This window comes from Epilithonimonas hungarica (assembly GCF_900102265.1).
Taxonomy (GTDB): domain Bacteria; phylum Bacteroidota; class Bacteroidia; order Flavobacteriales; family Weeksellaceae; genus Epilithonimonas; species Epilithonimonas hungarica.
In genome coordinates this window covers 273,774-299,429 of the sequence record NZ_FNBH01000004.1, presented here as the reverse complement: position 1 = coordinate 299,429, position 25,656 = coordinate 273,774, and the positions used below count along the sequence as shown (strand labels likewise).

At 36.0% G+C, this 25,656-nt stretch carries 22 protein-coding genes; 11 read left to right on the top strand and 11 right to left on the bottom strand.

Annotation, left to right across the window (positions count from 1 at the left end; all coding sequences use genetic code 11):
• The first annotated feature begins 355 nt into the window (after window positions 1-355).
• From BLT30_RS16125 to BLT30_RS16115, 3 genes are all read left to right on the top strand, one after another.
• On the top strand, window positions 356-1,537 hold the full coding sequence (locus tag BLT30_RS16125; RefSeq protein ID WP_089874708.1) for an acyl-CoA dehydrogenase family protein: 1,182 nt from the start codon (window positions 356-358) through the stop codon (window positions 1,535-1,537).
• A 138-nt stretch (window positions 1,538-1,675) separates the two neighbouring features.
• Window positions 1,676-2,248 carry a DUF1287 domain-containing protein gene (locus tag BLT30_RS16120; RefSeq protein ID WP_089874593.1) on the top strand — a complete coding sequence of 191 codons (573 nt, stop codon included), beginning with the start codon at window positions 1,676-1,678 and terminating at the stop codon, window positions 2,246-2,248.
• Between the two features lie 59 nt (window positions 2,249-2,307).
• A complete protein-coding gene (locus BLT30_RS16115) occupies window positions 2,308-2,958 on the top strand; it encodes a peptidoglycan recognition protein family protein (protein ID WP_089874592.1) in 651 nt (216 codons plus the stop codon).
• A 99-nt stretch (window positions 2,959-3,057) separates the two neighbouring features.
• Here BLT30_RS16115 and BLT30_RS16110 read toward each other — a convergent pair whose 3' ends face one another.
• The 5 genes from BLT30_RS16110 to BLT30_RS18300 form a co-directional block, all read right to left on the bottom strand.
• Complete coding sequence (locus BLT30_RS16110; protein WP_089874591.1) at window positions 3,058-5,751, bottom strand: PD-(D/E)XK nuclease family protein; 2,694 nt, start codon at window positions 5,749-5,751, stop codon at window positions 3,058-3,060.
• Window positions 5,752-6,015: 264 nt separating this feature from the next.
• Window positions 6,016-6,435, bottom strand: coding sequence for a hypothetical protein (locus tag BLT30_RS16105; RefSeq protein ID WP_089874590.1), 420 nt, complete (start codon window positions 6,433-6,435; stop codon window positions 6,016-6,018).
• A gap of 15 nt (window positions 6,436-6,450) precedes the next feature.
• The gene (gene rsmG / locus BLT30_RS16100) at window positions 6,451-7,086 is read right to left on the bottom strand and encodes a 16S rRNA (guanine(527)-N(7))-methyltransferase RsmG (RefSeq protein ID WP_089874589.1); all 636 of its coding nucleotides are present in this window, start codon (window positions 7,084-7,086) and stop codon (window positions 6,451-6,453) included.
• A gap of 109 nt (window positions 7,087-7,195) precedes the next feature.
• Window positions 7,196-11,308 carry an Ig-like domain-containing protein gene (locus tag BLT30_RS16095; protein WP_089874588.1) on the bottom strand — a complete coding sequence of 1,371 codons (4,113 nt, stop codon included), beginning with the start codon at window positions 11,306-11,308 and terminating at the stop codon, window positions 7,196-7,198.
• A 330-nt stretch (window positions 11,309-11,638) separates the two neighbouring features.
• Window positions 11,639-12,895, bottom strand: coding sequence for a LuxR C-terminal-related transcriptional regulator (locus BLT30_RS18300; protein ID WP_245707196.1), 1,257 nt, complete (start codon window positions 12,893-12,895; stop codon window positions 11,639-11,641).
• 340 nt (window positions 12,896-13,235) lie between these two features.
• Between BLT30_RS18300 and BLT30_RS16085 the strand changes: the two genes are divergently transcribed.
• From BLT30_RS16085 to BLT30_RS16065, 5 genes are all read left to right on the top strand, one after another.
• Window positions 13,236-14,426: a pyridoxal phosphate-dependent aminotransferase gene (locus tag BLT30_RS16085; RefSeq protein WP_089874587.1), complete on the top strand. Its 1,191-nt coding sequence runs from the start codon at window positions 13,236-13,238 to the stop codon at window positions 14,424-14,426.
• A 296-nt stretch (window positions 14,427-14,722) separates the two neighbouring features.
• Complete coding sequence (locus tag BLT30_RS16080; protein ID WP_089874586.1) at window positions 14,723-15,355, top strand: peroxiredoxin; 633 nt, start codon at window positions 14,723-14,725, stop codon at window positions 15,353-15,355.
• A 95-nt stretch (window positions 15,356-15,450) separates the two neighbouring features.
• Window positions 15,451-15,759: a thioredoxin family protein gene (locus BLT30_RS16075; RefSeq protein ID WP_089874585.1), complete on the top strand. Its 309-nt coding sequence runs from the start codon at window positions 15,451-15,453 to the stop codon at window positions 15,757-15,759.
• Between the two features lie 97 nt (window positions 15,760-15,856).
• Window positions 15,857-16,105, top strand: a complete 249-nt coding sequence (locus tag BLT30_RS16070) for a DUF6952 family protein (protein ID WP_027381819.1) — start codon at window positions 15,857-15,859, stop codon at window positions 16,103-16,105.
• Window positions 16,106-16,184: 79 nt separating this feature from the next.
• Window positions 16,185-17,192 (top strand): adenosine deaminase, encoded by a 1,008-nt coding sequence (locus BLT30_RS16065; protein WP_089874584.1) that lies wholly within the window; start codon window positions 16,185-16,187, stop codon window positions 17,190-17,192.
• A 609-nt stretch (window positions 17,193-17,801) separates the two neighbouring features.
• Here the strand turns inward: BLT30_RS16065 and BLT30_RS16055 are convergent.
• The 6 genes from BLT30_RS16055 to BLT30_RS16030 form a co-directional block, all read right to left on the bottom strand.
• The gene (locus tag BLT30_RS16055; RefSeq protein ID WP_089874704.1) at window positions 17,802-18,248 is read right to left on the bottom strand and encodes a GNAT family N-acetyltransferase; all 447 of its coding nucleotides are present in this window, start codon (window positions 18,246-18,248) and stop codon (window positions 17,802-17,804) included.
• Complete coding sequence (locus tag BLT30_RS16050) at window positions 18,245-18,742, bottom strand: thermonuclease family protein (protein ID WP_089874702.1); 498 nt, start codon at window positions 18,740-18,742, stop codon at window positions 18,245-18,247. The genes BLT30_RS16055 and BLT30_RS16050 overlap by 4 nt, the downstream gene beginning before the upstream one ends.
• Window positions 18,743-18,746: 4 nt before the next feature.
• The gene (locus tag BLT30_RS16045; RefSeq protein ID WP_089874582.1) at window positions 18,747-19,340 is read right to left on the bottom strand and encodes a Crp/Fnr family transcriptional regulator; all 594 of its coding nucleotides are present in this window, start codon (window positions 19,338-19,340) and stop codon (window positions 18,747-18,749) included.
• Between the two features lie 34 nt (window positions 19,341-19,374).
• Window positions 19,375-19,749: a bacillithiol system redox-active protein YtxJ gene (ytxJ, locus tag BLT30_RS16040; RefSeq protein WP_089874581.1), complete on the bottom strand. Its 375-nt coding sequence runs from the start codon at window positions 19,747-19,749 to the stop codon at window positions 19,375-19,377.
• 187 nt (window positions 19,750-19,936) lie between these two features.
• A complete protein-coding gene (locus BLT30_RS16035; RefSeq protein ID WP_089874580.1) occupies window positions 19,937-20,632 on the bottom strand; it encodes a ZIP family metal transporter in 696 nt (231 codons plus the stop codon).
• A gap of 15 nt (window positions 20,633-20,647) precedes the next feature.
• Window positions 20,648-21,373, bottom strand: a complete 726-nt coding sequence (locus BLT30_RS16030; protein ID WP_089874579.1) for a class I SAM-dependent methyltransferase — start codon at window positions 21,371-21,373, stop codon at window positions 20,648-20,650.
• Window positions 21,374-21,496: 123 nt separating this feature from the next.
• Between BLT30_RS16030 and BLT30_RS16025 the strand changes: the two genes are divergently transcribed.
• The 3 genes from BLT30_RS16025 (at window position 21,497) to BLT30_RS16015 (ending at window position 25,590) form a co-directional block, all read left to right on the top strand.
• Window positions 21,497-22,663, top strand: a complete 1,167-nt coding sequence (locus tag BLT30_RS16025) for a THUMP domain-containing class I SAM-dependent RNA methyltransferase (protein ID WP_089874578.1) — start codon at window positions 21,497-21,499, stop codon at window positions 22,661-22,663.
• A 109-nt stretch (window positions 22,664-22,772) separates the two neighbouring features.
• Complete coding sequence (locus tag BLT30_RS16020; protein WP_089874577.1) at window positions 22,773-23,768, top strand: glycosyltransferase family 2 protein; 996 nt, start codon at window positions 22,773-22,775, stop codon at window positions 23,766-23,768.
• Between the two features lie 85 nt (window positions 23,769-23,853).
• Entirely contained in the window at window positions 23,854-25,590 is a 1,737-nt protein-coding gene (locus BLT30_RS16015) for a thiamine pyrophosphate-dependent enzyme (RefSeq protein ID WP_089874576.1), read from the top strand.
• The last annotated feature ends 66 nt before the right edge of the window (window positions 25,591-25,656 follow it).

The window sequence follows — 25,656 nt, the reverse complement described above, 5'->3', positions numbered from 1 at the left end:
ATTTGTAATCCGTGACTTATGCATCATAAAATTAATATTAATCCCCACATCATTGTAAAAAATAAAAATCATTTCATTAAAAAACGACCGTTCCCAAACCAAACAACTTTGACAGAAGTCTCCCACAATTCGTGGGAAACAAAACGACTTTTACTTTTGTCACAAAACGAGGGTTTTCAGATCAAAGTAAAAGTCGTTTGGTCGCAAAACCCTCGTTTTCTAACCTCCGCCAAAGTTGTGCAGGTCTCAAAACGGCTTGCGGAGCATTTATGACGTTTTTCAGAAAATGAATTATTTGTTAACAATCTATTTTGGTAATTCAGGAAAAGCTTTATTTTTAGGCAAAACAAAAACAATGTCATACTATCCATTAACAAGCATACCAGATTATTATTCAATAGACTCTTTATTGACCGAAGAACACAAGCTTATCCGCGATTCTGTAAGAAGTTGGGTAGAAAGTTTTGTGATGCCGAAAATCGATGAAGCAGCACAAAACCACACTGATATTCCAGGATTGATGAAAGAATTGGGAAATATCGGGGCACTTGGTCCATATATTCCTGAAGAATACGGCGGTCCCGGACTTGACCAAATCTCCTACGGCTTGATCATGCAGGAATTGGAAAGAGGTGATTCGGCGGTTCGTTCTGCGGCTTCTGTTCAGTCTTCCTTGGTAATGTTCCCTATTTTCGAGTACGGTTCCGAGGAGCAAAAAAGAAAATACCTTCCGAAGCTGGCTTCCGGTGATATGATTGGATGTTTTGGTTTGACAGAGCCTAATCACGGTTCCGATCCATCATCAATGGAATCCAAATTCACAGACCAAGGCGACCATTATCTTTTGAATGGTGCAAAAATGTGGATCACCAACTCTCCTATTGCAGACATTGCCGTAGTTTGGGCAAAAGGCGAAGATGGAAAGGTAAGAGGAATGATTCTGGAACGAGGAATGGAAGGTTTCACAACGCCAACGACGCATAACAAATGGAGCTTGAGAGCTTCCAAAACCGGGGAATTGGTTTTCAATAATGTGAAAGTTCCGAAAGAAAATCTACTTCCAAATGTAGAAGGTTTGAAAGGACCTTTGTCTTGCCTTAACTCAGCGAGATATGGGATTTCGTGGGGTGTCATTGGTGCCGCAATTGATTGTTATTGTACCGCTGTTCAATATACCAAAGAGAGAAAACAATTCGGAAAACCGATTGCTTCCTTCCAGCTTCAGCAAAAGAAATTAGCTGAGTTTTTGACTGAAATTACCAAAGCGCAACTGCTTTGCCTTCAATTAGGAAATCTTAAAAATGCGCATAAAGCGTCGCCTGCACAAATCTCTATGGCGAAAAGAAACAATGTCAAAATGGCAATCGATATCGCCAGAGAATCGCGTCAAATGCTTGGCGGAATGGGCATCATGGGAGAATTCCCGATGATGCGTCACGCTGCCAATCTGGAATCTGTGATCACTTACGAAGGGACGCACGACATCCATCTGTTGATCACCGGGATGGATATTACAGGCATCAATGCCTTTGGATAAGACCAAATCGATCTTATATATTTTTAACAAAAACCTGCGGAATATTTTTGCAGGTTTTTTCGTTCAGATTATAAACCACAAAAGCAACAAAAGACCTATTCTCTGCTTTTGTGACTTTTGTGGTAAAAAAAACTTAATATGAAAAAATACTTCGTAATTCTTTTCTTTGTTTCCGTCACAATTCTTGGGCAGAATTTCCAATCCAAACTTTCCAATGCAGCCATTAATTTAACTAAAGACAAAGTAGTTTATGACCCGACTTATTTCGTTTTGAAATACCCGAATGGCGATGTTCCTGCAGGAAAAGGTGTTTGTACAGATGTTGTCATCAGAGCTTACAGAGCATTGGGGATTGATTTGCAGAAAGAAGTTCATGAAGACATGGCGAAGAATTTTTCCAAATATCCAAAAAAATGGGGACTGAAAAGGCCAGATACCAATATCGACCATAGACGAGTTCCAAATCTGGGGGTTTTCTTTTCGAGGTTCGGGAAGGTGAAACCTATTACCAATGATGCGAAAGATTATGTTCCGGGTGATATTGTGACCTGGGATTTGCCAAAAAATCTGACACATATTGGAATTGTTGTCAATAAAAGATCAGCGGATGGTAAACGTTATTTGATCTCCCATAACATTGGCGCAGGACAAGTTTTGGAAGATTGTCTTTTCAGTTGGACGATTACAGGACATTACTTTTATCAACGATAATCGATGGATGATAAGTGATAAGTGAAAAACTTTTGTGACTTTTGTGGTTTAAAATCGTTATGGCTAAATTTTTTCAAATATTATTTCTGAGTTTCTGTTTGGTTATTCAGGCTCAAAACCTTAAAATCATTCAAAAACCGATAGATTATTCTAAGGAAAGAATGAAGCTGAGTCTGGATTATATGAAAGAACATCACAATCTGGTTCAGAAAACCCCGAATATCACACCGAAGATCATTGTTCTGCATTATACCGCCGGCGGAACGATTGAATCCAATTTTAAATATTTCAATAATTTATATTTAGAAAACCAAAGAGCAACACTCAAAAAACAAAGTTCATTGAATGTTTCTGCTCATTTTTTGGTTGACAGAGACGGAACAGTTTATCAATTGATTGCCCCAGAACTATTTGCCAGACACACGATCGGACTTAATTATTGCGCCATCGGCATAGAAAATATAGGCAGCAAATCTCAGCCTTTGACCGACAAACAAGTTGAAGCCAACGCAGAATTGGTCAAATATCTTGCGAAGAAGTATCCGATTGAATATCTCATCGGACATTCGGAATATGGTGTTTTCAGGAATTCTAAACTTTGGAAAGAAACGGATTCCAGCTATTTTACGGGCAAGGAAGACCCAGGTGCAGAGTTTATGAAGAAAGTACGAGGAAAATTGACTGATTTGAAGTTAAAAAATCAACCTTAACTCTTCTCAAGTATAAATTTTAAACGGTATTTTGTCATTCCGTAGGAATCTCTAGATTCCTACGGAATGACAAAATTATGTTTTAGATACTTGTCAAACCTACCAACTCGCTTTCTCTTTTTCTTCAAAAGGAATCTCAGGGTTCAGGATTTCAAAAATCAAGTTTCTGATAGAATCTTCTACTTCATTATCTTCAATATCAATGAAATTGAGGTTTTGCGGACCATTGTTGACTTCTGCAAAAGACCAGATCGCAGTTTCTACATTTTCCGGTTTGATATCAAGAGAATTGGTGATGCAGAATTTATAAATTGAAAGTTGTAAAGCTTGTTTGTAATCGTCTCGAAAAAATAATTCCGGGAGTTTTTCTTCTTTATTTTTTCCTAGATTAATGGTCAGATTTTTTGGTTTTGCTGTTTTGTAATCAATGACTCTGGTGATTCCGTCCAATCTGTCTATTCTGTCGATAAAACCATAAAAAATGATTTTATCGTTTCGATTTTCATCTAGGAAAAAATCACAGTTGATCTCTTTTTCCAAATCCAAAATCTCCAAAGCCGAACCATTTTTCACCAACTCCAAATCATATTCCACAATATTGCGGACTACCCTTTTGGCAATTTCTTTGTGGATGTAATTCATTCCCCGTTCATAGAATTCCTGTTGATGTTTCAGCTTTTCAATGGCAAAATCAATTGCCAAATCTGTTTGTTGAAGTAAGCTTTCTAAATCATTAACCGATAATATTTTACCTTTAATTGGTTCGTGTAAAAATTGCAGAGCGTAATGAACCAGATTTCCATAATTTCTTTGCGAAAGCTCTTCTTCAATTTCGTTGGTCTCTCTGGTTTTGAGAAGATTATTAAGGTAGAAATCAATCGGGTTATAAAGATAGGTCACGAGATGTGAAGGGGAAACACGCTTTTTCCATTCGTTTAAGAGTCGTATTACTTCATCATTTTTCTCAATTTTCATTAGCTCCTGAGCAATTGGCTCAGAGGAATTTTCGATAATGATATGTTCTATATGATGCGGACTTTCCATTTCCAATTGTGTGATAAAACGGCTTTTTTCGCCCGTGTTAACGCCTGAACTCAAAGCATTGTAAAGCAAATGAACATTTTCCGAATTCTGAATCAATCGGTAAAAATGATAAGCATAAATACTGTCATTTTCCAGGAAGGTATTCAGTCCAAAATTCTTGCGGACATCAAACGGAATGTAAGTATTCTGAGTATTTCCTAGAGGTAATTTCCCTTCGTTAACTGACAATAACATGATATTCTTGAAGTTCAAAAGACGTGTTTCCAAAAGTCCCATGATCTGGAACCCTGCCAATGGTTCACCCACAAAATCAATACTTTCCGAATTGACCAATTGATTGATCAAAACTTCCAGCGTTTCTATTTTGACATCAATCTGATAAGGCAGTAATTGGTTTTTGATGATTTTGAAAACGTTCTCAAACAACGCAATATTTTCATACTGAATATCATCCAGTTCTTTGAATTTGAGTTCGTAGCAAAACTTAATCAGCAAATCCAAAAAAGTCTGATAGTTTTCCGGTTTTTGAAGAAGTTGGAAATAACTTAAGTTTCCAAGCAGTTCTGCCAGCAGATTTTTTGAAATGTAAACAATGTTTCTTTCCTCTATTGATGCAATAAAATCCCTGATAACTTCGGAGTCCTTTTCGTCATTTGGCAATTCTTCCAAGATTGGCAAAACATCGGCGTAATAGTAACTCGACGACTTTTTCTCCTGCTGTTTCTGAAGATAGAAAAGCTTCTTGACCGCATTACTAAACGAGAGATTCTTCAATGGAAATCCCATTGTGATGTTCACACTTTCCACAACATTCAGACTGTCTAAAACCGCTGGTAAAAGATTCTCATCCAACAAAACCAAAGCTGTTTCTGACCATTCATTTTTAGGGATTTTTTTCAGGATCTGGGGTAAGAATTTTGCCTGAACGATGTTTCCTGAAACTTCGTAAGTTTTGATATTTTTTGGTTGATTGAACTGATTTTCAATCCATTTGAAATCCCTGCTATCATTGAATTCTTTCCATTTCAAAGTTTCTCTCAGAAATTTTCCGGATTCCTGCCTTTCGTCATCGATGTAATATTGGTCGGCTTGGAAATACGTTTCTGCTTTGTTCCATTGCAAAAGCTGTCTTACCAAATGCTCTTCCACTCTGGACAACGCATTGAATCCGCAGAACACAAATTGGCGATTGGTTTGTCTGGCAAAGTTCTCAATCTTGGAAAAAGCTTCCTGATAAAGCATTCCGGAAGTGGCGAGATTTTCCTTTTCAAGTTCTGACTTCAGAAGGGGAAGAAACTCGTTCATCTTCCGCCAGAAATTGAGGTTTCGTTTTCTTGGATTGTCACCATCTCCAAGATCTTCGCCCCAATTTTTGATGCGCTCTTCGTCCAGCATCCAAAGCAGGATTTTCTGGTCGTCATCTGAGAATTTCATCATATCGTCCCAATCTTTCTGCAAAGTCGGGAACCATTTCAGAAAACCTGAAAAATCTTCGGAGGGATCAATTTTATTATAAATCCTAAATGCAAACAACCAAAGTGCGATTCCTTTGATTTCTATATTTTCAGAAAGTTCTGCGATGAGTTCATCTATTGTGACAAAGTTGGGTAAAAGTCCTTGATATTGCTTTTCCTGCAGAATCCTCTTGATAAAAACCATTGGTCTTTTTCCGGGCAGAACAATATCCAGCTCAGAAATGTCCTGGTGGTTTTCTAATAATTCTGAAATGATTTTCTGAAGAAACTGCATAAAAAAGCCTTTAAAAACTTAAAGGCTCAATTTAATTATTTTTGTTGGATTTACTTAATGTTTCAGTCTATTTTCTCGCTAATCAATTTGATTTTGCAGATTCACGTTAAGATCCTTATGGAATGACAAATCTTGTTTTTTTGTCTGATGTTCGATTAGAAGACAAAGTTTATAGCCCCGATTGCAACGGTTACCCCACAGCACGCTTTGGGAAAAGCCCGGGCGCGAGGAGTATGAGTGGAAAGCGGGATCAAGCTCCTAGATCTACTCTACTACTACTTTCTTCTCAAGGAAAGTATTGGTGCCAGCTGTATCTTTCCCTGTCCAGAATTTGAATGTGTAAGTTCCTGTCTTCGTAGGTTTAAAATTAACCCTGCTACCATCTACATAAGTTCCGTCTCCGCAAACATCGTTTGTTTTGTAGGCAAAATTAGCGACCGTTCTGACAGAATCGTTGGTATATTGATAATCGTAGCTGTAAATTCCTTCGCAAGCTTTCGTAAATGTGGAATACAGCTTCATCTCCTGTGTAACGCCAAGCGCCATTGTATCCATCGGAATCTGGACACTGTCAATCTTGGATGCATAAACATTCGTGATCTCTGTGTAATCGTCGTTGTCTTTACAAGACACAACCAATGCTGAAAACAAGGTCAACATTGATAAAATAAATACATTCTTCATAATCGTTTCTTTTATTTAGTTATTAAAATTACCCTTTGATAGGTAAACCACTTTTTTTGTATCAAAAAATTCGCCTTCGAAATAATTTTTAAGACTGAAAATCTCGCATCTTAATCCGGCAAGTTCCTCTGCTAAATCGCCACCTTTGAGATAAAGAATGCCGTTATGCTTTGGATTGAATTGTTCTTTTTCAAATTTTCCCCTTAACCAAGTTAAAAACACCGGCATTTGTGTAACAGCTCTGCTGACGACAAAATGGAACTTTTCTTTCAACTGTTCCGCTCTCATATGATGAGCTGTAACATTTTTCAGGCCAAGGCTTTCGGCTACTCCTTTCACTACTGTGATTTTTTTCCCGATGCTATCTACCAGGGTGAACTGTACATTTGGGAATAAAATGGCCAATGGAATGCCAGGAAAGCCACCTCCTGTTCCGATATCCAAAACCTTGGTCCTGTCTGCAAATTCCATTACCTTTGCTATTCCCAAAGAGTGGAGAATATGTTTTTCATAAAGACTATCTGTGTCTTTTCTGGAAATGACATTGATCTTCTCATTCCAGTCTTTGTAAAGAACTTCTAATTCTGCAAATTGATTTTTTTGCTCGCTGGTAATTTCCGGGAAATATTTTAAAATTAATTCTAAAGACATAAGGCGAAATTATGAAAAGATTTGAATATTCTGTTCATATAAAATAAAAAATCACCGAGGCTGATCAGATCATACCCCAGTGATTTGAAAGTTATATATGTAAATTGTGTTATCTCAAGACTTTTTTGGTAACCACTTTGTTACCCGATCTTACTTTGATGATATACATCCCTTCTGCAAGGTTTGTTTTGTTTATCATTACTTCTTTCTTAGCATTTTGGGTTTTGAACAACAACCTTCCGGCCAAGTCATAAAGATCAACTTCATCAATATTATCATCCGACCTCACAACGAAATTCTGATTGTCTTTTGTGACAATGATACCTTTTAATATATCATCGTTAGTTCCAAGTGTTACGGACGACCTGTAAACAATCTCGAATCTATCTTCATACTGTCCAGAATTGGTGTAGAAAATATAAGGCCCATCGGTTACGTTAACAATTTTATTCAGAGATTTGTCTTTCAAATATACTGACTGGGCATCTTTGAATATCCCGTCTCTATCAGTCAAAGAAATCGTGTAGTTCCCTGAAACTGCAGCTTTGAATCCAACCTTTGTAATATCATCTAAGTTGAAAGTAGGATCTTTTGATTGTATAGCCAGTTTATGGCTGTCCAAAATACTCCAGAAAGAGTCACTTCCTATTGCCAACAAGTCTGCATCGTAATCTATATCAAAAGCATTCGTAGCATTATTAATATATCCAATTAAAATTTCGTTGTTTACATCTGTTGGTGATTTGAACTCCAACCAGAATCTATTTTTCTGAGCTCCTCTGTTATAATAATTCGCAATATCAGGAGTTCTCATCGCATTCGTAAAGTTAAGCGGTTGACCTTTGCCTGCTTCTTTTGCCTGAATTATAAAACCTTGTCCTACAGCAATGTTCCCATTTGGTTTTCTATTGTTATATCCAAAATATGTTGCCGAAGCACCACCTGTAGAATTCAGGATCGCATAATTGTTTCCACTGTAATTAGTGCTTTGCTGGGACGTGATCTGCCCATCGTTATTGGTCCAGAAATAGGCTGTACCATTTACCTTAGTTTTGTTGTGCTCATAGAAATCATCAAAGCTAATATTGGATGGATATGGATTTCCTACCATATTATAACCTTTTGCCGCACCACTCCATCTCAAATTATATGAATTGATATCTCCATTTTGTGGTGTTCCGACAAATTGGAATTGGGATGGCGCTGTGGTAACAGTAACATTATCCGGGAAGCTATTTTTACCACGTATCGCATAACCTCTTGCAGGCAAGAAAGTGGATGAAGAGTTTAGAGCGATATTCTCCGCAGTAATCGATGTCACAAAATAGTCAGTAGCTTCATTGTAAATATAAAATCTATTCCAGGGCGTTCCTGTCCCAGTGCCTCCATTAGCTTGATTATAACCATCTGAAAACTGGTAAAGATTCTGTCCGGAAACTGGCGATGACCAATAATTATAGCCCATTTTTGGTATGATCGCTTGTTTTTTCACAGTGATGTTGCCCGTGTTAGCCGCTGCTCCATTTTGCAATAGATTGCCATTGTTTTCAATCACAAACCCTGTAGCAGAAGCATTGTTCAGAATTTGTCCATTTACAGTGACATATCCTCCGGTATTGATAGTAAGGGTTCCTCCTGTATTTACAGTAAGATTGCTACTTACAAAATTACCATAAGTGGTTGTGTCATAACCTGTATCAATGATTGCATTTTTTGTAGCATTAGGCGTTCCATTGCTCCAGTGTGGATCAGCTGGATTTAGCCATATTGTATCATTTGAAGTATTAACTAAATTATAATATATCCCTCCAATCTCAGGACCCAATCCTCCAGTGATAAACTGCATTTTATATTGAACGTAGTAGCTATTATAAAGATATAATCTAATATAAACTTTTTCGTCTGGTGCTAATTTGAATCCATTATCGAATGAGAAGTTCTGTGCAGTGTAAGCAGTAGGAACATTACCTGTAGCCATAACTACTACACCACTTGAAAAATCTGCTGTTTTGGAGTATCTTATTTCATACTTCGAGTTATTCGTCCCACTTGCATAATAATCAAATGTTTTTGGCTCAATAGTTTTATTTGTGCTGTTATTCTCTAGTACAAACTGGATATATCTTGATGAATTGAAATTTGTATTGTCCTGCCCACTCTGAGTTTCCACATAAAAAACTTTAGGGTTGGTCTCTCCTCCTACTGTTATTCCTGTACCACCATTACCCGTAACTGTTGTAGAAGTTATAAATGATTGGAACGAAGTTGCCGTAAAATTAGTATTATCCCATCTGATAAGTGGTGCAGTAACATTCGGTCCATTATTGATAATTACCGTTGCAGAATTGGAAACACCATATTCATTCGTAATAAAATATGTGAAAGCATCTGCACCAATGTAGTCTTTGGCAGGAACATAATTGATACTTTTATCAGCATTAAGTGTTGCGCTTCCGTGCGATGGCTGGGTAAATGTCAAAGAATTGATCTTATTACTGTAATCATCATTGATCAATACATTGATATCAATATCATTATTAACAATATTTGCCACAGTATCATCATATGCTATTGGTGCCGTTGAACTGAATTCAACATTTCCGAAAAATGCAGGACCAATATTATCTCCATTCTTTAAAAGGATCTGAAAGGCATTCCAGGTATTATAAACATAAACTCTCAGATATACAACCTGTCCGTCTGTCGCGATCGGTTTTGAGAAATTGGTCAGAGAGATCGTATTTGGACCAGTTCCTGTAACCATAGTTTCCGGCAAAACATTAAAAAATGTTGTAAAGCTACTACTAAGAGAATAATCTATTTTGATTTTAGCATCTCCTCCTTGTGACATACACAAGAAATTGAACTCAGACAAATTCAGTTTATAACCATTTTTCGGACTGATCGTGAACTGGATATATTTTGACTTATCTACCGTCACCGCATTTTTATCTGGCCAACCGCTAGTCTGAAAAGCATTATAGCCACTGATACTGATATTTGAAACGTATGACTGGTTTACTGTAGATGTTATATTCCCAACGTTGATATGTGTATTATAAACACTGGCTGTAAAATTGGAATTATTCCATCTTGTCAAAGGCGTATTTACATTTTCTATGACACTGATGCTGGCAGTAGCCTCATTTGACAAACCAGTAGAATTACTTGCTCTGTATTTAAAGGAATCGGTTCCGGTATATCCTGTTTCCGGCTTATATGTTACACTTGTGGTTCCATTTACTGTTAATGTTCCGTGTGCAGGCTGTTGGGTGACAGTTACTCCATTGATGGCCAACACCGAGGTATCATTACTTAAAACATTGAAGTCCGATTCGTTATTTTTGTAAGCAGTAAAGGAATCATTATTTGCAACCGGTACAGCTGTCATTACATTGATACTTACAGTAGCCTCATTTGATGAACCTGTCGCATTCACAGCTTTGTATTTGAAAGAATCTGTACCATCATAACCTGTTGATGGTACGTAGGTTATATTTGTAATTCCGTTTGCTGTTACAGTTCCGTGCGCAGGTTGTTGGGTTATTGTAATACCCGTGATGGCCGAACCTGAAGTATCATTGGACAATACATCCAGATTCGTACTGGTATTTTTATACACAGAATAAGAATCATTGTTTGCAACCGGTACAGTCGCCTGTTCTTCGGTCAACTTCAAAGTATTGGCCTTGATTCTCCAACCGCCATTCCAATTATTTCCAGATGAATAGAAACGTACGATAAGTGTTTGGGTACCCGTCAGTGTTACATTTAAGGGAATGTTTTTAACTGGATTGGCAGCAATAGGTTCATTATTCACCAATATCGTAGAACCTACACTATACATATAGGCATAATCATCGATACTGCTGTTGTTTGGTGCAACATAATATCTTATGGTATAATGTGTAGGTCCGGGATTCAGCTTTTCCTGCTCAAAAGCCAGATTCGAAATTTTTACCTGATTCCCATTAGAAGAGCTTACTGAAAATCCAAAATAGCGGTAATGTACTACATCGCCATTATTCCATCCTGTCACGGTCATTCCTTGAGAATTATAGGAAACTGGATTTTGGCTTGTGCCGACAGCTGTTGCAATTACTTTACCAGCAGAATAACTTACACTTCCGTCAGAAGTCAATGCCCATCTTACAAGATCGGTCTGCGCATTCAGTAAAAAATAAGATATTATAAATAATAAAGAAAGGTGTTTTTTTATCATCTCTGTATTAATAAATTTTCGGGATGCAAAATTAAAATTCTATTTTGTGTTATACAATTAACATTTGGTAAGAAATTTGATTCAAACTATCTTGATTTAATTTGATGAATCTAGCAGTTAGCACTAATCAAATACCATCAAAATAGTCTCAAATAATATTTTTTACAATTATTTATTTTCCAAATATTTTGCAATATTATTAATAATAACACAAGAAGAAACTATCCTATCAGTTAGTTTGTATTTAAAAAGAAAAAACTATCCTTTGGGATAGTCTTTGTATGGGCAATGTTGTAGGTATTTATACGGTACTCATTCAGTATTTATATGCTAACTTCTGATTTTCTTGAAAAGATCCTTCCTGTCTTTCAGCTCTAACAAGCTATAAATATTTTTAATATGATATTTTACCGTACTCTCTGTAATGAAAAGTTTTTCTGCAATTTCTTTATTCGACAATCCGTCAATCATCAATTTTAAAAGATCTTTTTGCCTCTCTGTTAGCTTTTTTACATCAATCGGAGACAAATATTGATCTATAGAATCGTCATTATAATCGGGATTATTCTGAGAATAATAATTTAGCTCCCGATTCACCAACTCCAGCTCTTTTTTGATCATGAATTTATCTTTCTTCAGATTCTTGGTTTTCCTGTAAAAAGCAAACACCAAAAATCCAGCTACCATAACCACAACAACAAGTACAACAATAACCCCAAAAAGATCAGACTCCTCATGCTTCAATTGCTCCTTCTCTACGTACGCTTTATCTATCATGTGCATTTCAGCAACTTTGGTCTCCAGATCGTCCATTTTTCTAAGTGTATCCAGCAAAGCCCCAATGGAATAAGCATCATCAAGACGTCCATTCAATTTGTATACCTTCTCCATTTCAGAAGCAGAATAAATCTTATACTTCAGTATATTACAACTTTCCGCAACTTTCATGCTTTCCGCATAAATATTCTCTGCTTTCCTTACATCCTTCTTCAAACCATATAATTCGATCATTTTTCCAAAAACCACAGGTGTATTACAAGTACTAACCCCTTTCATTATTTTCAAAGCCTCATTATACTTTAACTCTGCCTCTTCCAGTTTTTTATCCTTCAGAAATAAAAACCCTTCCTGCATCAGAATATAAGCATCGTCCTCCGGATGAGCATTAATATATTTCTGAGCTGCAATATGAGCCATGGCTTCTTTACATTTATCATATTGATTGAAATCAAAATAAACAAAAGCATATTCATAATCCAGCTTCATCCTCAACAAATTATCTTTCGGCAAAGTCTTTGCGATAGTTTCGGATCGATTGAGATAATCCAGACACATCATATGATCATTGACACTGCGATAGGTTGTGGCAATATAAAAAAGAATGTTAGCTTCTTCTTCCTTCGTCAAATTATCAGAAAGTAAATAATCTGCAAGCTTCTTCTGGGACAGCTTATGATTACCCTCTCTGTTATACCTAATGACCTCCTGTTCTATCCGCTCCAGGTCAAGTCCCTCAGCACCAAGGAATCCACAGAAGAAGAACGTTAAGAATATTAAAACAAAATAATGGACAGATCTATAATTCATTTGTGTAAATCGTGTTTTTTACTTAAAAACGAATTTTTTTAACGCTGGCAAAACCCTTAAAAATTCATCCACAAAAATAACTAATTATTAGTATAATATTCTTATACATATTATATTTTTATAATTTCTAACGTAATTTCAATCAAAAATAATTTAATTTAACAAATGTTTGTTAAAAATTCTTCTTTATAAACAACCTTGACCAAAGCAAAACATTGGGTTTCTTAATAAAACATCAGGTTTTTTATTAATTTTTCCAATTGAATTTTAATGTATATCATCGCTTTTTTTGGCTAAAAAAATTATATTTGTCCTTAAATCTAATTTATAATATAGTTTCATGAGTAAAATTTCGGATAGACTGAATAGACTGAGTTATTCTCAGACTTTCGTGATGAGCAACAAAGCACGCGATATGAAGGCGGCAGGAATCGATGTAATAAGTTTAACCTTGGGAGAACCAGATTTCGATGTCCCACAAAAGATAAAGCAAGCTGCTTTTGATGCTATTAATGAAAATTACAGCCACTATTCTCCTGTCCCTGGATTTTTAGAGCTCAGACAAGCTATTTCTGCAAAACTGAAAAGAGATAACGACCTCGACTATAAACCAACACAGATCTGTGTTTCAAATGGCGCAAAACAATCAATAATCAACGTTCTATTGGCAATTATCAATGATGGAGACGAAGTGATCCTTCCGGCACCTTATTGGGTAAGCTATGATGAGATGGTAAAAGTTGTTGGCGGGACTTCTGTTTTTATTGAAACTTCCATTGAAACTGAATTCAAAATTACAGCTGAGCAATTGGAAAAGGCAATTACACCAAAAACGAAGGCTTTGCTTTACAGCTCTCCCTGCAATCCTTCCGGAAGTTATTATACAAAAGAAGAGTTGGAAGCTATCGCAAACGTGATGGCAAAATATCCCGATATCACGATCATCTCTGATGAGATCTATGAATTCATCAATTATGGGGGAAAACACATTTCAATTGCAAGTTTTCCACAAGTTTATGAACAAACTGCGGTTATCAATGGAATGAGTAAAGCTTTCGCAATGACAGGTTGGAGAATTGGATATTCTGCTTGTCCAGCTTGGTTGGCAAGCGCTTGTGACAAAGTCCAGGGACAAATGACCAGCGGTGCCAACACAGTTGCCCAAAGAGCTTCTATCGCTGCTTTGCAAATGGATCCATCCGAATTGCAATATATGATCACCGAATTCCACAAAAGACGCGATCTGGTCTTCGAATTGATGAAAGACATCAAAGGCTTCAAATGTAATCTTCCAAAAAGTGCATTTTACTTCTTCCCTGATATTTCTTATTACTTAGGAAAAACTTTGAATGGGACTGAGATCAAAAATGCAGACGATTTTGCAATGTTCCTTTTGGAAAATGCCCACGTTGGTTGTGTAGGCGGTGTAAGCTTTGGAAGCCCGGAATGCATCCGTTTCTCTTATGCTGCTTCTGAGACAGAATTGAGAGAAGCAATGAGAAGAATCAAAAATTGTTTAGACCAATTTTGATTCTAATCAATTATAAAATCAAAGCATCACTTTTCAGTGATGTTTTTTTATTTTCAAAAATTTAAGTTTTCTGATTTTGCTCATTTTATTTGTTAATTTATTGTTTGAAATTTGAATAAAATCTTAAGTAATACTCGATTTAAAATAATCATTTGAGGCTTAATACCTTGATATAACACTGTTAATTTCAAGTCTTTTGTTTTGATAGATTTTATAAATCGATTTTTAATATTCAATTCACGAAATCTTTGTAATTTCGCTTCTGTTAATTTTAAACAATTTAAAACTTAAATATTATGTCATTAGTAGGTAAATTATTCCCAAGTGTTGCGATTGATGCAATGAGCGAAATGGGTGACGATCTTAAGATCAATGTGTTTGAAGAAGCTGTAAACAATGCACAGAAAGTAATTTTGTTCTGGTATCCAAAAGATTTCACTTTTGTCTGCCCTACAGAACTGCATGCTTTTCAGGAAGCTTTACCAGAATTTCAAAAAAGAAATACAGTTGTAATTGGTGCATCTTGTGACACCAACGAAGTTCACTTCGCATGGTTGAACACACCAAAAGACAATGGAGGAATCGAAGGTGTAACTTACCCGATCCTTGCAGATACACACAGACAATTGGCAAACATCCTTGGTATTGTAGATCAGGATCTGGATTATGATGAAGAAGGAAATGAAGTTTATACAGGTTCTAATGTAACTTACAGAGCAACATATTTGATAGACGAAACAGGAAAGATCTTCCACGAGTCTGTAAATGATATGCCACTTGGAAGAAATGTGAAAGAATATCTTAGATTGATCGATGCCTATTCTCACGTTCAGAAACATGGAGAAGTTTGTCCTGCAAACTGGGAAGAAGGTAAAGAGGCAATGAACGCCAACAGAACTGGTGTTGCAGAATACTTCAGCAAAAACTAAAATTTTTAATCTAACAATTTAGCAATGTATCAGTGTAACAATTTGTTCAATCAATTGTTACATTGCTACACTGTTACATTATAAAAATTGAAATTATGTACATAGAACTAACAGAAGATAACTTACAACAGATCGTAAGTGAAAATGACAAGGTAGTAGTTCAATATGGCGCAACTTGGTGCGGAAACTGCAGAATCATGAAACCAAAATTCAAGAAATTGGCTTCAGAAAATGATGCAATCCCTTTCTATTATGTTGATGCCGAAAAATTACCGGAAAGCAGAAAACTAGCTACAGTTGACAACTTGCCAACGTTTGCCGTGTTCCAGGGTGGAGCTTTGAAAAATCAGGTTCAGACCAATCAAGCGGAAAGCCTTAACAATCTTTTCAACGATATCAAATAATTGAATTGATATGAAATCGCCATTAATCAAAGTTATAAAAAAGACCAATGAAAATAAGGCGATAACATATGGCAATAAAAAACAATAGAAAAGACATATGAAGTTACCAATCATAAGACAGTTTTATCAAAACCAAACGCCAGAAAATCTAGAAGCAACTTTGGAAGTTTTGGAAAGTTTTTCAGAATTCCGAAATGTTTCTGAAGAAGACCTGAACGTTACCGGGGAACTGATCACAAACATTTGCGGAGCTTTGGAAGTCCACGCAAATGTAAATAACGGAATGAGCGAAAAAGACGCTTTGAATTCCTTCGCTCAAAAAGTAATGGGCTCAATAGACAAATAAACAGTTTATTTTTATTAAAAAGGCTTTGGAAGGAGATTTCTAAAGCCTTTTTTCTTTATTTTTGGATAAATCAAAAACTATGAAAGATTTTATTGCAGCACTTCCAAAAGCTGAATTACATTTACATATCGAGGGAAGTTTTGAACCAGAATTGATGTTCGAAATTGCCCAAAGAAACCAAATCGAGATTCCATATAAAACCATCGATGAAGTCAAGAAAGCTTATCAGTTCTCTTGTCTTCAAGATTTTTTGGACATCTATTATGCCGGAGCCGGCGTTTTGATTCAAGAGAAAGATTTCTATGATCTGGCAATGGCTTACTATCAGAAATGTTATGAAAATAATGTGATCCATACAGAGATAATGTTTGACCCACAAACCCATACGGAAAGAGGAATCGCTTTCGAAACCGTTATTAATGGATTACAAAAGGCAAGATTGGATGCGAAAGAAAAATGGGGAATCAATTCTCTTTTCATCATGAGCTATCTACGACATCTTTCCGAAGAATCAGCTTTTGAAACTTTGAAGCAATCACTTCCGTACAAAGACCTGATAACTTCTGTTGGTCTGGATTCTTCTGAAATGGGAAATCCTCCAGCAAAATTCAAAAATGTATTTGAGGCTTCTGTAAAAGAAGGCTACATTCCAGTGGCTCATGCCGGAGAAGAAGGTCCCGCTGAATACATTTGGGAAGCCATCGATATTCTTAAAGTTGCAAGAATTGACCATGGAAACAGATGTCTGGAAGATGAGAATCTGGTTCAGGAGATTGTGAAAAGAAATCTAGCATTAACAGTTTGCCCACTTTCTAATCTTGAGTTGAGAAATACAGATGTAATGACCAATCATCCATTGAAAAGACTCTTGGACAGAGACATCAAAGCAACGGTCAATTCTGATGACCCAGCCTATTTTGGAGGTTATATGAATGCTAACTTCCAAGCCGTTCAGGAAGCTCTGGATCTTTCTAAGGAAGATATTATCACATTGGTCAAAAACTCTTTCAACTACTCTTTTGCGACTGATGAACAGAAGAAATATTATCTTGAAAAAGTGTATGAAGCGGTTGCTGATTTTAATTAATCACTTTTAAGCGCAATATTTTCATTCCACAGGAATCTCAGTATATTTAATTTAACCTGAATTCGGGATAAGGAATTTATTTAAATAATTGTATATCAAATACAAATGCATTATCAATAGCCTCGGGCTTTAGCCCGATGTAAAGATTGTAATTCAAAACGGCTTCAGCCGAAATTTATGATAAGTTTTAGCTAAAGCTAATCTTCTTTTCAATCTTTAAAATGGGCTAAAGCCCATTTCTATTGATATTATAAAACTTCTCTTATCCCGAATTCAGGTTAATTTATAAGGAATGATAATTAATAAAACTAAACCCTAGCTATTAGAATATGAAACGGATGTTCTTTTTGTTTTTTGCAATAGCATCATTAATGGTTTTTTCTCAAAAGAAAACTAATGATACCGTTAACTGTAGTTTTAGAGAAAATAAAAGCTTAGTTTGTCCAATTTGTAAAAGTGATAAAAAGGTTTTACCTATATTTTATGGATTAACAACAGGAAGATTTATGAAGAAAAATAAAAAGAAATATTATTTCGGGGGTTGTGAACTTACTGGCTGTGACCCTAAATATTATTGTAAAACTGATAATTATAAATTTTAGTATTTTTTTAATTCTTAAGAATCATCAAACTCCTTTTATGATTTTGGAAACCATAATGCTCATAGAGTTTTTTAGCTTTGTCATTGTGATTTTCTATTTCCAGAAGCACAACTTTGTAGTTATTCTCCACCGAATAATCTTTCACAAATTCCAAAGCCTTTTTACCAAGAGATTTCCCTTGATATTCTGGTTTCACAAACAATTCGTCTAAAAATAAAATCTCTCCACCAAACTCAAAGCTAAAATATTTAGTAAGAATAATATAACCAGCAATTTGTTCCTCAAAAACAATTTTGAAGCATTCACCATAATTATCACTATTGATGAATCTCACAAAATTATCAGTCGTTATTTTTTCATCAAACGGATAAAGGTCAATCGCATAGAAATCTTTCATCATTTGACACAACTCCGGAATATCGGAGGTATTTGCCTTTAAAATTTCGTGATTCATTTTTTCTTTTTTTCTCGCCAAAGCCACGGTGCAATCGGATTTTTATCTTGCCAGAGTCCCACTCTATTTTTTCGGGCTTCGTTTTCCAGTTTTGCATAGTCGGCATCTTTGGAATATTTTACATAATGCCAGGCCATTCCTAGCTTCAGCATTTGTTTATTCACATTTTGACCTTTATCGTTTATGACAACTGCGATCAACCGTTTATATCGGTCGTATTTTTCCGCTTTTATCGTAACCATTTTTCCAAAACAAAGATCGGATAAAGCCTTTTTGGCGTTGTTACCAAAAGGTTGGGTTCCTCTTTTCTCAGGAGAATCGATGTGAGCGAGACGGATTTTGATTGGCATTTTCTTGTAAAGAATTTCCATCGTATCGCCGTCCGTTATCCCGATGACTTTAGCAGAAAATGTTTTATGACCGAGGTTTTCTTTTAATTGATTTTGTCCGAAACTGAAAATTGAAAAGAGAATTAATAATAAAAATCTATTCAAAATATTAGATCTCAAATTTTTTCTTCGCCAATTCTTTTCTTACTCGGCTCAGACTCTCTGGTGTGATCCCAAGATACGAAGCAACCATCCATTGCGGCGCGCGCAGCATCAGGTTGGGATATTTTTTAAGAAATTCCAAGTAGCGTTCTTCAGCAGTTGTACTGATCAGTGCATTCACACGATTTTGAAGATTCTTGATATGATTGAACATCAATCTTTGGTTCTTCTCAGCAACTTCTGGATATTCTTTAGCAAGATGTTCAAAAAAACCATCCCTTGTAATAACAATCGTACTCTCTTCAATTGCCTCGATATAAAATCTGGATTTTTCGTTCAGTAACTGGCTGGTCGTATCAGAAATGATCCAACCTTCTGGTGCGAATTGGATCACGTGCTCTTTTCCAGCCTTATCAATAGAATACATTCTCAATAGTCCTTTTTCAACAAAAAAAGTTGAATCAGAAACCTCTCCTTCCCTCAGTATAATTTCATTTTTTTTGACTTCTCTTACTTCATAAAAAGAAGAACAGAATTCAATACTATTAATAGGAACGCCTAATATTTGAGAGAGATGATTACTAAAGTTTTGATGAACCATAATAAAATAACGGAAAAATCTTTAAAAAATTAAATTAAACTGTTTCCAAATCGATGCTCTGATGAGACGCATTGTGAATCACTTTTCCCTTCTCCAGCACAATTAACTGCGGACTTTGATGAGTAACATCAAACCTAGATTCTATTTCATTGGAAATTGGTCGATTGGCTAACAAATCTAAGAAATAATAAGCATAATCTTTGTCAGAATCCTGCATTTGTTTCTCAAAATTCTTTAGTACGGTTTTACTGATGAAACAACGTGTAGAATGTTTGAAAATCAAGACTTTTTGCTGTGAAGATCTCTCAACAGCAGAGTCTAGGTCTTTTTCTGATTCCAATTTTTTCCAAAGACTTCTTCCCTGGTCCTGCTCTTCTTTTTTACCAAATAATTGATTTAAAAATCCCATAAAATCGATTTGAGTAAAATTATGATTTTCCTGTCGAACTAGAAAACAAATATTATTTTTTATTCACCACAAAAGTCATAAAATTACTTTTTTAATCTCTCACAGGTTTCACTAATCTAACTGATGATTGAAATTAAAATAAATTTCAGTGATATTTTCTTTTGTGTGTTTTTGTGGTTTCAAAATTCTATTGATGATGATGAAAAAGATGTCCACCTAAAGCCAATGCAATTCCACAAACAACAAGGATGATCTTTGTCCAATCCATCTTGTGATTCTTATTACTTTCGAAAATAATAACCGATGAGATATGAAGAAAAATTCCGCCAACAACAGCCAAGAAATAAATTTTCAAATTCTCATCAAAATATTTTCCAAGTAACATTCCCAAAGGCGAGGCCAAAGCAAAGACCAAAACAATCAGCCAGAATTTGGTAGAGAAATTTTTGCTGTGAGCCAGGAAACTTCCCAAAACAAATGAAATAGGAATGTTATGGAACAAAATTCCCAAAAGATAAGGTGACAAGGTCTCTTTCTCGTGTGACAAAGGAATTCCTTCTATAAAAGCGTGAACAAAAAGTCCAATGATCAAGGCAACAGGAATGATAGAATGTTCGTCTGAATGATGATGAAGATGTCCGTGTTCAAAGCCTTTTGTAAGACTTTCCAGCAACATCTGGATCAAAACACCCAGAATCACAAAGATCCCGATATTATGATCTTCTGAATGATAAACTTCCGGAAAAACTTCATTTAAGCAAATCGTTATCAGAAAACCGGCACTTAGAATGAGAAGATTTTTTGCGAATTGCTGTTTACTCCCAAAATATTTTCCGAGAAAAACACCAATCAAAACACTTAATATCAGTAGAAGTATGATCATTTTAAAACTTGATTCTTATTTCTTTCTAAACAAATTAATACATCTTTGGGAATTCTTTTCATCAAAATCATTCAGTTGATAATCGCCCCAACGCTTGATTAATTCAAAACCGAATTCTTTTGCAAAGTTCAGGATTTTCTCCGGAGAAGTCAGTTTTACACGCTCAAAAAAATGATGTTTTTTATCATCCGCCTCGAAATCTATTTCTTTCATAATATATTCGCCTTCAATATGTTTTTTGATACTGAAAACGATATTTTCCCTTTCGATAGACATTTGTGGCGTGATCACTTTTCTTACATATTCTGCATTCAGGAAGTCGAGAACAAAATAACCGTCGTCTTTCAAAACCTCGGAAACAGAACGGAAAACACTTTTGTCTTCTTCTTCTGTTTCGAAATATCCAAAGCTTGTGAAAAGATTGAAAACCGCATCGACAGCTTCATTCTCTATCTTATTTCTCATATCGTGAACTCGGAACTTCAACGATTCGGATTCGAATTGTTTATCAAAATTGATACTTTGTTCCGACAAGTCCAAACCGAGAACATCATAACCTAATTTGTTGAGATAAATCGAATGTCTGCCTTTTCCACAGGCCAGATCAATTATTTTGGAGTTTTTTTCTAGTTTCAGAAAATCAGTCAAGAGATTAAGAAAATCCTCGGCTTCCTTGTAATCGTGATTTTTGTAGAGAATATGATAATATGGTGTATCAAACCATTCTTCGAACCATTGCATCTTGCAAAAATAGTGATTTTTGGCTGACCGTTGATAGTTGTTTGTTGATGGTTTTTATAAGTTATGATAATTTCTATCAACTATAAACTAACAACCAATAACTAAAATCCATATTTTTGCGCTATGAATACAGATAATCTGCAAATACAAATCAAAACCTTCTTCGGACTAGAACAGGTTTTGGCTGAGGAAGTTAAGAAATTGGGAGGTAAAAATGTTGAAGCTAAAAACCGTGCGGTAACTTGCGAAGGCGACCTTGGTTTTCTTTATAAACTCAATTATTCCTGCAGAACAGCTCTTAAAATTTTGGTTCCGATAATGGAATTCAAAGCTTTTAACGAGAGTAAATTCTATGACAAACTATTCAAATTTGAGTGGGACCAGTTTTTGGAAAAACATCAGTCTTTCGCAATTGACGCGACTGTAAATTCCGAGAGGTTCAATCATTCTCAGTTTATGACCTTGAAAATGAAAGATGCAATTGTCGATTATTTTCAGGAAAAATATAAAATCAGACCGAGTGTAAATAAGGATAATCCGGACATCAAATTTCATCTTCATATTGACAGAGAATTAGTTTCGATTTCTCTTGACAGCTCCGGTGATGCACTTTTCAAACGTGGTTACAGAAAAGAACAAACGGTTGCACCAATTAACGAAGTTCTTGCAAGTGGAATGCTACAACTCGCCGGTTGGGACGGAAAAGGAAACTTCCTTGACCCCATGTGCGGTTCCGGAACATTATTGATTGAAGCGGCGATGATCGCAATGGATTTACCGGCTCAGACTTTTCGAAGAAATTTTGCTTTTCAGAATTGGAAAAATTATGATTCAGAATTATTCAAAACCATCAAAGAAGTACGCTTGAATCGTGTGAAAGAATTCACTGGGAAAATTGTTGGTTATGATATCAATTACGATGCTTTGGACGCTGCGAGAACTAACATCGAATCGGCTGAAATGGAAGATATCATCGAAGTAAAAAAACAAAACTTCTTCGATTCTGAAAAAGATATGTTTCCATTGTTAATGGTTTTCAATCCGCCTTATGATGAAAGGATTTCTATTAATGACGATGATTTCTACAAAAAGATCGGTGATACTTTCAAACAACATTATCCAAATACTTTAGCTTGGCTGATTTCTGCTGACTTAGATGCGCCTAAGAAAATTGGGCTCAGACCTTCAAGAAAAATCAAGTTATTCAACGGAAAATTGGAAACAAGATTCTTACAATATGAGATGTATGATGGTTCTAAGAAAGGGAAATATATAAATAAAGAAGAATGATCTGGGATTTGATCGAATTATTTTTTGATTTTTTAAGTCTCCTTTCTTCCGATGGAATTGGGAAAAAGGATAATGATAAAGAAGCTAGAAAGCATTTCAAAAGTTTAAAATGACAACAATATCCATCATCATCGCAATCTTCAACAGAAAAGACGAATTATTCGAACTTCTGAATTCACTATCACGTCAAACGGATAAGAATTTTGAAGTGATTGTCGTGGACGATGGTTCTATCATTAAGCTTCTCCCAACGGTTGAATTATTTCAAGAACAATTGGATATTCAGTTTTTCAGAAAAGACAATTCCGGACCCGGACTGAGTCGAAATTACGGAGCCAAACGGGCAAAAAATGATTGGCTTGTTTTTGTAGATTCTGATGTGATCGTAGAGACAGATTACATCGAAAATATCAAAAAAAGTCTCACGGAAAATCCAACAGATGCTTTTGGTGGAGCCGATAAAGCGCATAAAGGTTTCAATCTGATGCAGAAAGCAATCTCCTATTCTATGACCTCGGTTTTTACAACCGGCGGAATCCGTGGAAATAAAAATGCAGTTACGAAATTTCAGCCGAGAAGTTTCAATATGGGTGTCAATAAAGAAATTTTCCTGAAGGTCGGCGGTTTCTCTGAAATGAGAATTGGTGAAGACCCGGATTTATCGATGACGCTTTGGGAAAATGGCTACACCACAAAATTCTATGATAATATCGGTGTTTATCACAAACGAAGAACCGATTTTGGAAAATTCTCAAAACAGGTTTACCAATTCGGTTGTGCGCGACCAATTCTTAATCAAAGACATCCAAAATATGTAAAGCCGACATTTTGGTTTCCAAGCTTATTTTTGCTGGGATATTTGGTAGGAATTATTCATTATTTTGTTTGGGGGAATGGATTGATTCTCGCCTTGTATGGACTTTATACGTTTCTGGTACTCTTCCACGCTTTAATGGTTACGAGAAATATAAGCATTGCCGGAATGGCAATCATTTCTACTTATATCCAGATGTTCTCTTACGGCTACGGTTTTCTGAAGTCTTGGCTTCTTCTTAATATCTTGAAGCAAACCCCAAAAGAAGCATTTCCGAAGCATTTTCATTGATTTAATTAACATTTAATTATTAGTCGTAAAAACAATTGCTTGAAATATTTTTTGTAAATTTTGCTATCATTAAATTTATAATACCATGTCAAAAAATATTGCTGACCAATTTGTCGAAATCCTTGTTAAAACAGGAATAAAACGCATATATGCTGTCACTGGTGACAGCCTTAATTTTTTAAATGATGCTATAAAACGTGAAGGTTCTATCAGATGGATCCATGTAAGACACGAGGAAGTTGGTGCATTTGCGGCAGCTGCAGAGGCAGAGTTGGAAGGTCTTGCTGTTTGTGCAGGAAGTTCCGGTCCTGGTCACGTTCACCTCATCAACGGACTTTATGAAGCCAACAGAGGTAATGTTCCAGTTCTAGCGATTGCATCCACTTGCGAAAGTTCGGAATTTGGAACATCTTATTTTCAGGAAACCAATACGATCAAATTATTTGATGACTGTTCTGTTTATAATCAAATAGCAAATACGCCAGAACAAGCACCCAGAATGTTACAAGCCGCTTTACAACATGCCATTTCTCAAAAAGGCGTGGCAGTTTTAGGAATGCCCGGCGATCTTTTTGAAGCCAGGTCTGTGGAAAATATCAGTTCTGACCTCGTTTTTAAAACCAATCCAAGAATTATTCCCGCAGAAGAAGAGATCAATTGGATCGCTAATCATCTTAATTCAGGAAAAAAAGTGGCGATCTATTGTGGAATTGGCGCTTCCGAGGCTCATGAAGAAGTTATTGCCCTGGCAGAAAAACTGAAAGCGCCGATCGGATATTCTTTCCGGGGGAAGATGGGAATCCAGTACAATAATCCTTACGAAGTTGGGATGACTGGACTCCTAGGCTTACCTTCTGCTTTCAAAGCGATGCACGAGGCTGATATTATTTTATTACTCGGAACCGATTTTCCTTACGTGAAATTTATGCCTGTCGATAAAGTAATCATTCAAATCGATGAGAAACCTGAACGCTTGGGACGAAGAGCACAATTGACAAGAGGTTTTGCCGGAAAAATAAAAGATTCATTGACAAGTCTTTTGCCTCTAATTAAAATTAATGATGACAGACATTTTCTTGATAATCAATTAGAATTCTATCAAAAGGTAAAAAACAACCTTAGATCGTACGTTGACGATAAGGGCAAAGAGAATCATATTTCCCCAGAGTTTGTTGCAGAAACAGTAAATCTGAAGGCCGATAGAGATACGATATTTACAGTAGACACCGGAATGTGCTGCGTTTGGGGAGCAAGATATCTGGAAGCGACTGGCGAGAGAAAACTTCTTGGATCCTTTAGTCACGGAACAATGGCGAATGCTATGCCAATGGCTATTGGGGCACAATTATCCAATCCGGACAAACAAGTTATTGCGCTTTGTGGAGACGGTGGACTGTCTATGTTATTAGGTGATATTGCAACTATTAAACAATATGACCTTCCTATAAAAATAATTGTTTTCAACAACCGCTCTCTCGGAATGGTAAAACTGGAAATGGAAGTGAACGGAATTCCGGACAACGAAACCGATATGGTGAATCCAGATTTTGGATTATTGGCTCATGCTTTCGGAATCAAAGGAATCAATGTAACTGACCCGCAAAAAGTGGAAGAAGCGATTGATGAGGCTTTACAAACTAAAGGTTCTGTCCTCGTGAATATTTTCACAGATCCAAATGCATTGGCAATGCCGCCAAAAGTTGGTTGGGAACAGATGAAAGGAATGGGCATTGCGATGACCAGAATGATGCTGGACGGCAATTTCAAAGAAGTGGCAGATACAATCTCGAGCAACTACAAGCACATCAAAGAAGTATTATAAAGCAAAAAGCTCCATTTTTCTGATCGGGCTTTTGACTTTGCAAAATAAAAAAGCTTCACGTAATGT

Coding starts and splice junctions, on each gene's coding strand:
- BLT30_RS16045 (WP_089874582.1), bottom strand. CDS start 19,340: ATGGTTCATCAAAACTTTAGTAATCATCTCTCTCAAATATTAGGCGTT.
- BLT30_RS16125 (WP_089874708.1), top strand. CDS start 356: ATGTCATACTATCCATTAACAAGCATACCAGATTATTATTCAATAGAC.
- BLT30_RS16030 (WP_089874579.1), bottom strand. CDS start 21,373: ATGCAATGGTTCGAAGAATGGTTTGATACACCATATTATCATATTCTC.
- BLT30_RS16120 (WP_089874593.1), top strand. CDS start 1,676: ATGAAAAAATACTTCGTAATTCTTTTCTTTGTTTCCGTCACAATTCTT.
- BLT30_RS16035 (WP_089874580.1), bottom strand. CDS start 20,632: ATGATCATACTTCTACTGATATTAAGTGTTTTGATTGGTGTTTTTCTC.
- BLT30_RS16115 (WP_089874592.1), top strand. CDS start 2,308: ATGGCTAAATTTTTTCAAATATTATTTCTGAGTTTCTGTTTGGTTATT.
- BLT30_RS16075 (WP_089874585.1), top strand. CDS start 15,451: ATGTACATAGAACTAACAGAAGATAACTTACAACAGATCGTAAGTGAA.
- BLT30_RS16015 (WP_089874576.1), top strand. CDS start 23,854: ATGTCAAAAAATATTGCTGACCAATTTGTCGAAATCCTTGTTAAAACA.
- BLT30_RS16105 (WP_089874590.1), bottom strand. CDS start 6,435: ATGAAGAATGTATTTATTTTATCAATGTTGACCTTGTTTTCAGCATTG.
- BLT30_RS16055 (WP_089874704.1), bottom strand. CDS start 18,248: ATGAATCACGAAATTTTAAAGGCAAATACCTCCGATATTCCGGAGTTG.
- BLT30_RS16065 (WP_089874584.1), top strand. CDS start 16,185: ATGAAAGATTTTATTGCAGCACTTCCAAAAGCTGAATTACATTTACAT.
- BLT30_RS16085 (WP_089874587.1), top strand. CDS start 13,236: ATGAGTAAAATTTCGGATAGACTGAATAGACTGAGTTATTCTCAGACT.
- rsmG (WP_089874589.1), bottom strand. CDS start 7,086: ATGTCTTTAGAATTAATTTTAAAATATTTCCCGGAAATTACCAGCGAG.
- BLT30_RS16070 (WP_027381819.1), top strand. CDS start 15,857: ATGAAGTTACCAATCATAAGACAGTTTTATCAAAACCAAACGCCAGAA.
- BLT30_RS16095 (WP_089874588.1), bottom strand. CDS start 11,308: ATGATAAAAAAACACCTTTCTTTATTATTTATAATATCTTATTTTTTA.
- ytxJ (WP_089874581.1), bottom strand. CDS start 19,749: ATGGGATTTTTAAATCAATTATTTGGTAAAAAAGAAGAGCAGGACCAG.
- BLT30_RS16080 (WP_089874586.1), top strand. CDS start 14,723: ATGTCATTAGTAGGTAAATTATTCCCAAGTGTTGCGATTGATGCAATG.
- BLT30_RS16020 (WP_089874577.1), top strand. CDS start 22,773: ATGACAACAATATCCATCATCATCGCAATCTTCAACAGAAAAGACGAA.
- BLT30_RS16025 (WP_089874578.1), top strand. CDS start 21,497: ATGAATACAGATAATCTGCAAATACAAATCAAAACCTTCTTCGGACTA.
- BLT30_RS18300 (WP_245707196.1), bottom strand. CDS start 12,895: ATGAATTATAGATCTGTCCATTATTTTGTTTTAATATTCTTAACGTTC.
- BLT30_RS16110 (WP_089874591.1), bottom strand. CDS start 5,751: ATGCAGTTTCTTCAGAAAATCATTTCAGAATTATTAGAAAACCACCAG.